This is a genomic window from bacterium, from assembly GCA_037131655.1.
GTDB lineage: Bacteria > Armatimonadota > Fimbriimonadia > Fimbriimonadales > JBAXQP01 > JBAXQP01.
The window spans coordinates 1-12,167 of record JBAXQP010000055.1 but is presented as its reverse complement, the minus strand read 5'-3'; the positions used below and the strand labels follow the sequence as shown (position 1 = coordinate 12,167).

General features: G+C 45.5%; 8 protein-coding genes. 6 read left to right on the top strand and 2 right to left on the bottom strand.

Annotated features, from left to right (window positions below; all coding sequences use genetic code 11):
* From WCO51_04145 to WCO51_04135, 3 genes are all read left to right on the top strand, one after another.
* Nucleotides 1-809 (top strand): sialidase family protein (locus WCO51_04145; protein ID MEI6512450.1); only part of this gene is annotated, 809 nt, incomplete at its 5' end.
* The gene (locus WCO51_04140) at nucleotides 796-3,489 is read left to right on the top strand and encodes a family 78 glycoside hydrolase catalytic domain (GenBank protein ID MEI6512449.1); all 2,694 of its coding nucleotides are present in this window, start codon (nucleotides 796-798) and stop codon (nucleotides 3,487-3,489) included. The genes WCO51_04145 and WCO51_04140, both read left to right, overlap by 14 nt.
* Before the next feature lie 16 nt (nucleotides 3,490-3,505).
* Entirely contained in the window at nucleotides 3,506-6,259 is a 2,754-nt protein-coding gene (locus WCO51_04135; protein ID MEI6512448.1) for a family 78 glycoside hydrolase catalytic domain, read from the top strand.
* Between the two features lie 138 nt (nucleotides 6,260-6,397).
* Here the strand turns inward: WCO51_04135 and WCO51_04130 are convergent, their stop codons facing one another.
* Both WCO51_04130 and WCO51_04125 read right to left on the bottom strand, forming a co-directional pair.
* Nucleotides 6,398-7,363, bottom strand: a complete 966-nt coding sequence (locus WCO51_04130) for a substrate-binding domain-containing protein (protein ID MEI6512447.1) — start codon at nucleotides 7,361-7,363, stop codon at nucleotides 6,398-6,400.
* On the bottom strand, nucleotides 7,360-7,965 hold the full coding sequence (locus WCO51_04125; GenBank protein MEI6512446.1) for a hypothetical protein: 606 nt from the start codon (nucleotides 7,963-7,965) through the stop codon (nucleotides 7,360-7,362). The genes WCO51_04130 and WCO51_04125 overlap by 4 nt, the downstream gene beginning before the upstream one ends.
* Before the next feature lie 394 nt (nucleotides 7,966-8,359).
* Here WCO51_04125 and WCO51_04120 point away from each other — a divergent pair, with 394 nt between their 5' ends.
* From WCO51_04120 to WCO51_04110, 3 genes are all read left to right on the top strand, one after another.
* Nucleotides 8,360-8,614 carry a zf-HC2 domain-containing protein gene (locus WCO51_04120; GenBank protein ID MEI6512445.1) on the top strand — a complete coding sequence of 85 codons (255 nt, stop codon included), beginning with the start codon at nucleotides 8,360-8,362 and terminating at the stop codon, nucleotides 8,612-8,614.
* A 192-nt stretch (nucleotides 8,615-8,806) separates the two neighbouring features.
* Nucleotides 8,807-10,594, top strand: a complete 1,788-nt coding sequence (locus WCO51_04115; protein ID MEI6512444.1) for a hypothetical protein — start codon at nucleotides 8,807-8,809, stop codon at nucleotides 10,592-10,594.
* A 97-nt stretch (nucleotides 10,595-10,691) separates the two neighbouring features.
* Nucleotides 10,692-12,167: glycoside hydrolase family 15 protein (locus WCO51_04110; protein MEI6512443.1), on the top strand; the 1,476-nt coding region annotated here is incomplete at its 3' end.

Below are 12,167 nucleotides of genomic sequence, written 5' to 3'. Positions count from 1 at the left end.
CCCTTCAAGACCGCGATACAGGAGTATTATGGCTATTCCTCACTCGAAACCCCGGTGATTATAACCATAGCATCTTAGATACACCCGATCATACACGCACCGTTTGGTATATGACTAGCGAAGATGATGGGGTGACTTGGTCTGAGATGGTAGAAGTGACAGATTCGACGAAAGATCCCAATTGGAGCTGGTATGCAACAGGGCCTGGGGTGGGCATTCAACTATCGACAGGACGTTTAATCATTCCTTGCGATCATGTTGTTTCATCAATTTTAAAGTCTCATATCATCTATAGTGACGATCGAGGCGCAACTTGGCATATAGGTGGTAGTCTCGGGGAACAGACCAATGAATGTCAGGTTGTCGAGTTAGCCGATGGCTCGCTATTGATAAGCAGTCGATGGCATGGTGAGGAGGGACAACGAGCGTTCGCCACCAGCAAAGACGGAGGATTAACCTGGTCGGAAGTTCGATTGGAGCCGACGATTTATGAACCCACCTGCCAAGGGAGCATTATTCGCCATCAACACAAAAATTGCCTTTTATTTTCAAATCCCGCATGCGGCTATGGGGATGATCGCACTGATGTAAAGGTACGATTAAGTTACGATGACGGCATGACCTGGCCAGTTGGCAAGACAATTGAACCCGGTCACTCAGCTTACTCATGCCTTTGTGAGCTATCGGATAACACAATCGGTTGCTTATACGAGCGCGGCAACCTAAACCCCTATGAGAAAATAACTTTCGCTCACTTCAACCTTGAATGGTTGACAGACGATAAGGATAAGATTAATGGCAGGGATTGAACCAACACGATTACGCACGGAATATACCGACAACCCACTTGGAATTGATAACCCAAACCCTCGATTAAGCTGGCAGCTTATTTCCAATGAACAGGGTCAAAAGCAGATCGCCTACCGGATCATAGTCACGTCTTTCGACGATGAAATTTGGGATAGCGGCCGCATCGAATCAGGACAAAGCATCCACATAACCTATGAAGGCCAACCATTGTCAAGCGGCCAGCGGTGCGAATGGAAAGTGCAGGTTTGGGATAAAGATGGCAATCTTTCAGAATGGAGCGAACCTGCTTGGTGGGAGATGGGACTGCTTTCGCAGGAAGATTGGCAAGGCAAGTGGATAAGCGCCGACAAGCCTGCCCTTTTGAAGGATGCAGACTTCTTCAAAGACGACCCTGCTCCGCTGTTGCGAAGAGATTTTATTGCCTCAAAACCTATCAAGAAAGCCCGAGCTTATGTGAGCGGTCTCGGCTATTATGAATTGAGTTTGAATGGCGAAAAGGTTGGCGAACATGTTCTCGATCCCGGCTGGACTACTTACTCAAAACGCATTTTGTATTCAACCTACGATGTCACTGAACTACTTCAAGAAGGCGAAAATGCAGTAGGCATCATGCTTGGCAATGGTTGGTATAATCCCCTACCCTTCCGTATGTGGGGAAGAATCAATCTTCGCGAACATCTGACAATTGGCCAGCCTCGGGCTACCTTGCAGCTTAATATTGAATATTCTGACGGCACGATGGAAAGCATTGTTACCGACGAAAGCTGGAAAGTTGACGATGGCCCGATTATTCGCAACAGCATCTACCTCGGCGAAGTTTATGACGCTCGAAAAGAGCAAGCAGGTTGGGATAAACCCGGTTTTGATGATATAGGTTGGAAACAGGCCATCTTAACAACCGAACCTATCGGCCCGTTATGTGCCCAATCAGCTCCGCCAATCAAAATCACCCACTCCTTTAGCCCTGTGCTTATTACAAAATCTCCTTCAGACGCTTATATCGTTGATATGGGGGAGAACTTCTCCGGATGGATTACTCTTCATGCACAGGGGACTACTGGAACGGAAATCAAGATGGTTTATGGCGAACTGCTCAATCCCGACGGCACTCTTAACGCCAATACCGCCGCCTGTGGGCAAATTAAAGGCGATAAAGAGCCTCAAATACCCGGCGCGCCGATTAATGCCTATCAAACGGATGTCTTTATTCTCAAGGGCGAAGGCATCGAAACCTATACTCCGCGATTTACTTTCCATGGCTTTCGCTACGTAGAAATCACAGGTTACCCAGGTGATCTAACCCTTGATTTTGTTATTGGACACCGTCTCAACTCGGCAGTAGAGGATTCCGGCTCATTCTCTTGCTCGAACGAGATGTTTAACCGTGTTCAAGAAATTGTCAGGCGAACACAGCTCAGCAATATGTTCAGTGTTCAATCCGATTGCCCGCATCGTGAACGATTTGGTTATGGAGGCGACATAGTAGCCTCCAGCGAGATGGCCCTTCTCAACTTTGACATGGAGCAATTCTATGCTAAAACGACACGGGACTTCGCCGATACGGTGAGGACAAATGGAGGGATAACCGAGACCGCTCCGTTTGTGGGTATCGATGATTTCGGCCTGGGCGAAGGCTCAGGTTGTGTCGAATGGGGCGCGGCTTATCTCCTACTACAGTGGCAGCTTTATCAATACTACGGCGATAAAGACATCCTTGAGGAGCAGTATGTAACCGGTAAACGATATATTGAGCTGCTAAAGTCGAGCGCTATTGATAACATCATTAAAGGTGGGCTTTGTGATCATGAGGGTCTTACCCCCAAGGCCATCGAACTGACCGGCACAGCCTATTATTTCTATTGCGTGTACTTAATGATGAGCATCGCAATGATTTTAGAGAATGCCTCGGATGCCAGGCGGTATGCCGCGTTAGCTGAAGATGTTCGAAAAGCTTATAACGCCCGCTTCCTCGATGCTGAAACCGGCCGATATGATACAGGCACCCAATTTTGCCAGTCCATCTCTTTATTCTTAGGCTTAGTCCCAAAAGAACAGCGAAGCGCCGCTCTGTCTGTATTAATTCAAGAGGTAGAGGCTTGTGATAACCACCTCAACACAGGCATCTTAGGCACAAAGTACCTACTCGATGTGCTGACCAACATGGGACAGCCTGACTTGGCCTATACTATTGCCAATCAGAAGTCTTTCCCCGGTTGGGGATATATGCTCGAAAATGGAGCGACCACTCTTTGGGAACATTGGGAAAAAGAGGAATGCACTTTCTCCCACAACCACCCAATGTTCGGATCGGTTAGCGAGTGGTTTTATAAGGCTCTTGGCGGCATCGCCCCTCATCCGGCGGCAAAAGGGTTCGATAAAATTCTTATAATGCCCCAGATAGTTGGCGATTTAGAATGGGTTAAAGCCAGTTATGAATCTGTACGCGGTCTTATTATTTGCGAATGGGAACGGCATGGCCCTGCAATTGAATTCAATATTTCCATTCCGGTTGGCGCAACAGCCACACTATGCCTTCCGACCAATATCCCTGGCGCAGTAACCGAAGGGCGTAAGCTCGTTAGTCTAAGAGATGATATCGAATTAGTCCGAACAGAGCCAGGCTGGGTAGTCTATGCAGTCGGTTCAGGTTCATATTCGTTTGGTTCCGTTCTTAAATAAGTTTGACTGGGGAGGAATGATGAGCTCTACTAATAATTCTAATCTCGGGGATGGTCTTCTGCCATTTAGGCTTCGCTGCGAATATTTAGTGAACCCAATCGGGATAGATACTCCCAAACCGCGCTTTAACTGGGCATTGCAATCTGATGAACGCGGACAGATGCAGACTAAATATCAGATATTCGTTGCCAGCAGCAAAGACCTTCTCGAAGAAGATATTGGTAACTGCTGGGATTCAGGCGAGATTACTTCTGATGAACAGCTTCAAATTGCCTATGCAGGCTTCCTCTTAGCGCCTAGACAGCGATACTTTTGGCGAGTTCGTGTTTGGGATAAAGGCGGGATGATCTCACGCGACAGCGAAATCGCTTTCTTTGAAACCGGCATAATGAGCGAAAAATGGCAGGCCCATTGGATTACAAGAAAATCGATAACAACAGCGGAAGGCTTTCCATTACCGCTATTTCGAAAGGTCTTCTATGTTGATAAACCGGCCAAACATGCGCGTTTATATATCACAAGTCTTGGCATTCATGAGGTATTCATCAATGGCAAACGAGTAGATGATCATCTATTCGACCCCATTCAATCCGACTTCAGTATGCGTGTCTATTACGTCACCCACGATGTGACAGAGTATCTGGCGGATGAAAACAACGCCATAGGCATTTGGCTCGCTAAAGGCTGGTATGAGATGTCTATGAACGTTCACGGCGTCACAATGGACTATCCTGCCGTGATGGCTCAGTTAGTTATTACTTATGAAGACGGCTCCGAACAGATTGTAGCTACTAACTCAACCTGGAAAACCTCCGATAGCCCCATTACATCAACTGGTGAATGTCAATACAGCAACTTCGGAGGAGAGATTTATGATGCAACAAAGGAACAGCATCGTTGGGACACCTGCCGATTTGATGACGAGCTTTGGGATGACGCTGTAGAAGTCACCCCACCGCCCATTGACATTTCAGCCCAAGCAGTTGAGCCGACACGAGTTAAAGAAACGGTTAAGCCCATCTCATCCACACAAATTGGCCCAGATGAATATGTTTTTGATATGGGTAAGAATATGACTGGATGGTTTGAGCTTCAGCTTTTTGGTCTTATCGGCCAAAAGGTGCGGTTCGAATACTTCATCTCCCAGTTTGGAACCGATCCTGAGTTGGATGAGCAGATGAACCAGACGGATGTATATATCTGTTCCGGCAAACACGATGTGTTCTGCTCACACTTCAACTACAGGGTATTCCGTCATGTCAAGGTTAGCGGCCTAACTATTCAGCCGACACAAGTAACCGCAACAGGTTACTTTATTTACACGGATAATGATTTAGCAAGTGTGTTTGACAGCTCAGATGCGACACTTAATAAACTCTATCAGGCAGTCAAACTTACTCACCGCTGCTTAAATATGAGTGCTGTTCAGGTTGATTGCGCTCATCGGGAGCGTATAGGATATGGCGGTGATGGACAGGGAGCGTTGGAACATACCCTTTATAACTTCGACTCAGGCGCGTTTTATACCAAATGGGCTCAAGATTTCATGGATTGTCAACGAGAAGATGGGAACGTGATGTATACGGCGCCTTTCCGACACCCTTCTGGCGGAGGCTCGATATGGTCCGGCGCATGCATTCTGTACCCATGGCAAATGTATCGCTTCTATGGCGATAAGCGAATCCTGACCAAGCACTACAACAGTATGTGCAAGTGGATCGCTTTCATGGACACCAAGTCCAAGAACAACCTCCTTCAGTACTACAAGACCCCCGAAGACAACGTAGATAACACACACCATATCGGAGATTGGGCCTCACCCAGCAGATTCTTTGACCCTAACGACCAACGGAAAGGCGACCATTACGATCCGACTGTCCAATTTAAAGCTAGCGACGAGGAAAACGAGTTCCTTTGTTGCTGTATGCACTTTTGGAATGTGGTGTTGGTATCTCGGATCGCCGCAATAATCGGTAAGCAGTCGGAAGCCGATGCCTATGCGGCAAAAGCCGATGGGATTAAAAAAGCAATTAATGAGACCTACTTTGATGCTTCTACCAGTCGCTATACCAAAGGCGAGAAACAGCAGGCCTATTTAGCAGTTCCGTTGGCGATTGGCTTAGTTCCTGAGGGACAGCACAATAAGGTATTGCAGAATCTGATCGACGATATTGAAATTACTCGTGACGGGCATCTGGACACGGGCATTCTGGGAACCTATTATCTGATTGACACCCTCGTGAAAGAAGGACGCTCGGACTTAATACACCTCTTCACCACAAATCAAACTTACCCCGGCTATGGCTTTATGATGGCTATGGGCGCTTGTACAATCTGGGAACACTGGAAACCTCTCTTTAACTGGGACAGATCGAGTGTTCATAATTGCTTTATGGCAATTGGCTCCTGGTTCACCCAGGGCTTAGGCGGTATCAAACCCACTGTTGAAGCTCCAGGCTTCAAACATTTCAATATCTATCCACAGGCAATTGATAAGCTCGATTTCGTCCGCTCAGAATATCAATCCATACGTGGACGCATTGTCTCTGAATGGAAACACAACAATAGCGTGTTCGAACTAGACATCAAAATCCCCGCAAACACGTCGGCAACGGTGTTCATCCCAGCGGATAAGCTAGATGCCATAACAGAAAGCGGTATGACGATTGCTCAGTCTGAGGGGATAGATTTTGTCCAATTAAAAGATGGAATTGCGACATTAAACGTGGCATCGGGCGAATATCATTTTTGTTCTACTCTAAGCCAATAATTGAGTTCATATTCCCTTAGAAGCGACGAGCACTACAGAACTGCAATCGATACGCTGATCTATTCTTGGTAAGTGGATTTCTTATTTTCCTGTTTCCTAAGAATTGAAGTAAGGGCAATGAGACTGATACCTATTCCCTTACTTCTTCAACACCAGCATCGGGATGGCTTTTTTGGGTTCGAAGCTTTCGTTGTGGAGGATTCGAAGGGCATTAGTTACGGCGCAATAACCGATGGATTCGGCATCTGGAGTTATTAGGCATTGGATGGTCTTAGACTGTTTCAGGGCGTGAAGTGATTCTGTCGTCATTCCATAGGCAACAATTTTCCACTTTTTCGCTGAAGGATGCGTTCGGATGTATTCCAGAACAAGCGGAATTGCGGTTTCATGAGCAATATAAATGCCTTTCAAGTCGGGGGTGGACTTATTCAGTGCATCTAACGTAATATTTAAAGCGGATAAATCCGGATGGGAATCCAACACGGGAAAGGCGCATTCGATGACTTTAATCTTTCGTTCCTGTTTTACAGCTAGAGTAAAGCTAATGCGTTGCTGCTGAAGCGAATCGATGGCTGCGGCTGGCAAGAAAACTATTGTTCCTTTATTATTGATCAATGAGACCAATTGGCGAGCAGCTTTTTTGCCTGTATCTGTACTGTCAGGCCCGATAATTGCCTGAGCAAGCTTTGCATCCGGTCCTGATTCGATTAATACGACCGGTATTTTCGAATCAACTGCCGATTTAATACTAGCGGCAAGCGCATTAGTATCGACAGGATCAAGAACGATTGCATCGACCTTGCTTTTGATGGCTTCTTGAAGAGCATTGACCTGACACTGAACTGTTTTACAGGGGTCTTCCTCTTGAGGCAGCTTTTGAAAAACAAGAACTGCTTTTTGCTCGGTAGCAGCTCGTTGCGCGCCTTTTATAAGCGATTCTAAATAGGGAGTTGATACTTCACGAGAAATAATCGCCACTTTAAGAGACTTGTTGCTTCCCTTAACCGTAGGTTTAGGACCGCACCCTGTAAACAATAAAAGGATAATCAATAACCAATAGAAGCGTCGGCCCAATAGTAAGTCATCATTAATTTGATTAATCATTTTTCACGCACTGAAAATTCTTTCAAGCGAAAAGTCATGACCTGACCATTCACCGTTCTCTTTTCTTGGACGATACCTAGATATCGCGTGAACCAATAATCAACAGTATTACTGCGTTCCATACCAGCGCGTTGCAAGCGAACGGTCTGCTCTACATGAACTGCTCGCACTTCACCCACAGCCAGCTTCAAATGCTCGATCCCAATTATCCGATGACTAATTTCTCGAGTAATATCAGAACCTGATAGTTTTTCACTTTTATTAAAAACAGCGCCTGCTTTTATCGGCAGCTCCAATACGGGGACAACCGTTTTAGCATTAGGCACTTGAAACGAAGAAATGACCTCATAAACGCCATTGCTATCGGAAGCCCAATACTCCTTGCCAGCGATATTCCCAACAATTGTGATTATCGTGCTTACTTTTGGATAGTTAGGGAATTTCTCCGCGGTTACCCTGCGAACAACATCTCTTATATGTTGATCTCCAATTTGAGCATCATAAACCCATGTATTGCCCACTGCTAAAGGCAAATAATCAGCGCTTCGCTTACATCCAACAAGCGTTATCAGTCCTAATCCTATCAGAAGCCATAACGGCAATTTCCACACTTTGCAATAACTTGGCAGCTTACAAAGCGTCAATAATATTAAAGCTGTCTTGTGTGACACCTGACAAATCGCGGTACTTATTCCGATGATTAATAGTGTAAGGAGACGGCTTGGAGTCATCGCTCGTTATTTTACCCTTTTGAATTGCAGTCATGTTACTGACTAATAAGTTTAATCGACATGTTAGGCTATTGACTGGCTCATCGATAAAAGAAACTTCCAGAAGTAACAACGCGTATATGTGCTTGCATGTACCGCAAGCTCGACGTGGTATTGTCTGAGTAAGGCTGCGATGACGACTTAAAGTCTGCGCGACATCCTATAGGGTTCGTCGGAAGGTTGGTTTTCTCCATGCAATTGCAGATCTGAATTGAGGGAGGTTGTAATGGACCCAATATTGCGATTAGTTGAAAAGATGGCGGTAAACTCACGAGGTGGAACAAAGATGAATTGCAAGAAGGTTACAGATAGCCTTCTTGAATACATAGATGGCTCATTGGATACCCAATTATTGGAAGTAATTGAGTCTCATCTTGCTACTTGTGATTCCTGCTCTCACCGTCTTAAAATCCTCAATGTTGAGACCCAAATGCTAAAGTCCTATTTCCGTTGGTCAAACAGTCAAGCCGCTAACGAGTAGTTCCCCCCCCCTTTTTTATAAATAATTCTTCTTACGAATCAAACGAAAACGATTCCCTCGCGTCTTAACTATTGTGAGATGAAATAATGCTCACGATTAGGCTCCCAGAAGGCTTATCGAATCAATCGAAGCCGAAAGGATGGGATCAACCGTATATATAAACGGTATTCCCGATGCCGAAGGAGGCGCATAATGTACCGCACTAACAGTAATTTTGTATTTTCAAGCGTATTGGCGCTGGCGATAGGATTACTCCTGCCAATTAGCGCTCAAGCTGACCGTGGTGGTTCGCGTGAATCGGGGAATACAGATAAAGTCACAGATTCTCGCAGCCAACCCCGCACCCCAGATAAATCCGACAAGGTCGAACGTGTCGATAATTCAAATAAAACGATTGAAAAAGACAAGACAACCAATAACCAATCTGAACGCGTTCGAAATAGGGAAACAGATAATAACAACAAGCGAGTTGAAAACAATAACCGTGTTGAAAATAACATCCAAGTTAACAACAACCGTGTTAATATCAACCGCAACCAAGTTATAAACACCCCCATTAACAATTCAAATACCCAGGTAAAGCGCGAAGAACCTCGCAGAGAGACAGGCAGTGCCTATATTAATCGCAATCGACCTGACAACCCAGTGGTAGTTGAAAAATCAACCGAGCGCAGCAGACCCCGTATCGAAAATAACTCAAATAACCGTATTTCTGACAACAATCGGGATGCAACTAATGATCGAACTCGCCCAAAAGGTGATGAAGGTCCCGCCATTAACAATAATAACTCTAACCGAACTATAGTTAAAGATAAAAATGTTAATCGAGACCTAAACAACAACCGCGAAAGAGTTATTATCAACCGTAATCAAGTAAATAACAACAACAGTGTTACTAACAATCGCGAACAAGTTACTAACAACCGTGACCAAGTAAATATCAATAACCGTGTTACCAATAATCGCAACCTTATTACATACAACCGCGATCAAGTCATTAATCGCGAACGTGTTACCAACATCAGCGATAAAGATAAGAACCAAGACAGTGTTACCAACAACCGCGATAAAGACAAGAACCTAGACAAGAGCAAAGATAATAATCGTGACAGTGTTGCCAATAACCGCGACAAAAGCAAAGATAAGAGCAACAACAACTGGAACCGCAATTTCGATTATAGGGTCAAAAATGACAATAAAGCGGGACACTTTGCTAATGACTCTTGGTATAAAAGCCGAACAACTCCCAATGCGCAGTCCAGTTATGACAAGCGATATACAGAAAAACCTTTACCGAGGAACTACGGCAGCGGGTTACCTTTCTTAATTAAACGCAATCAGGAGTTACGATCAGGCTATTATCGTCACCACCATCAAGACTATGGTTATTATTCGCCAAGCTGGCGATGGAGCCACTACTTCTTTGAGCCGATCATTAATCGCTGCCTATTCTCACCGTTCTACTATTACATTAATGTGCCGCCCTACTTGTCAATAGATGATGTGTACTATTCACGTCCGATCACTATTATCTATGTCGAAAGGACAATTGAATACAGATACTTCAACGATGACAGCTACTACCTTGCTCGCAAAACGACACGATCGAATGCGCTTTATAATGCGATCTCAGATATTCAGAAAGCTTGGGAAAATAACGACTTCAAATCATTCGCACCACATCTCGACAATAACAGCAAAGTCGCTATCTACCTGGACGGTGAATATGCTTATTCACTCAGCGCCAATGATTATGCAGAGATGTCACAGGACGCAATCGAGAATATAGACACGGAAAGCTTCACCATCAATCGTGTAACCCAACGTGACAACGGCCAGTATGTCCTTTATGGAACTCACATCTATCGCCTCGACGATAGCGACACACGCACCGTTTATGTAAGCTTCACAATTGAAAAGGATGGGAATAATTATTACATCGTCGAAGCAGGCTCTTCATCAACAAAATTACGCTACTAGCTTAAACAGCCTCGTTGTTCATAAAGGGCAGGAAATTTCCTGCCCTTTTTTTATTTATCTTGCAGGAGGTTTCAACTTATTAGCCAATAATATAATTATGCCACGACCATTAGTAATCGGAAACGGACAACTGCTCGTCAACTTTGACGACAAGCTTAATATAAGGGATTTTTATTACCCCTACGTCGGTTTGTATAACCACCTCAACGGCTACAAAATACGGATGGGGGTTTGGGTTGAAAATAAGTTCGCATGGGTAGATCACGAAGGCTGGGAGCGCAAGCTTGACTACTTCGATAACACTCTCGTCACGAATGTGGTTGCCACCAATAAAGAACTACAGGTCACCCTTCATATCCGTGATGCCGTCTACCACCATGAGAATGCCTATCTCAAAGAAGTGATCATCGAAAATCTTTCCAAAAAGGATAGGGAGATAAGACTCTTCTTCACTCACGATTTCCGTCTTGGCGAAAGTGACATCGGCGACACGGCTTTTTACGATCCCTATTCCGATTCGGTTATTCATTATAAGATGCACAACTACCTCTTGATAGGTGGTTCAACCGGCGATCATGGTATCTATGAATACGCCACCGGTATCAAGGGCTTTCTGGATTTCGAAGGTACCTGGCGTGATGCGGAGGACGGTCAACTTTCGATGAACTCCATCGCCCAAGGTTCAGTTGACAGCACGATATCCTTCCGTGTCCAGACCAAAGCTAGCCAAAAGTGCCCTGTTCAATACTGGATAGTCGCAGATGAGGACTTGGTTAAGGTCGTGGAAACTAATAAAAGGGTCATGAAACGTGGTTTTGATGATTGCCTTAACAGCACTGCCCAGTATTGGGAAGCATGGTTAGGCAAAGCGCCGCCTCAACTCGATACCCTTCCTGATAACGTTGCAAGGCTTTTCAAGCGAAGCCTTCTCATCATCCGCTCGCAGATTGATGATCGCGGTGCGGTTATCGCCGCCAATGATTCGGACATTATGGAAACTGCTCGCGCCCACTATTCCTATGTGTGGCCGCGAGATGGCGCGTTTGCCTGCTATGCGCTGGACCAAATCGGCTATCCAGACATTACGCGCAAGTTCTTCCGGTTCTGCCAAGGCATTCTGCCAAAAGACCATCCAATGCTTATGCACAAATATCATGCGGATGGCTCAATGGGCGCCTCATGGCATCCGTGGATCGTGCATGGTCAACCGACAATCCCGTTCCAAGAAGACGGCACAGCCCTCGTCCTTTGGGCGCTGCGCCACCACTTTGACCAAAACAAAGATTTGGAATTCCTTCAAAGTCTCTATGATGATTTTGTCATCCCAATCGCTGACTTCTTGGTCAAATACCGCGACAAAGACACTTCCCTGCCCCTCCCAAGCTGGGATTTGTGGGAAGAACGCCTGGGTGTCAACACTTTCACCGCCGCCGCTGTATGGGCCGGTTTAATCAGCGCGCAACGTATCGCCAGAGTGTTTGGGGATAATCGCGAAAAAGAATACGGGCTTGCCGCACAAGAAATTAAAAACGGCATGCTCGAACACCTCTGGAGCGAAGAGCATACCCGCTTC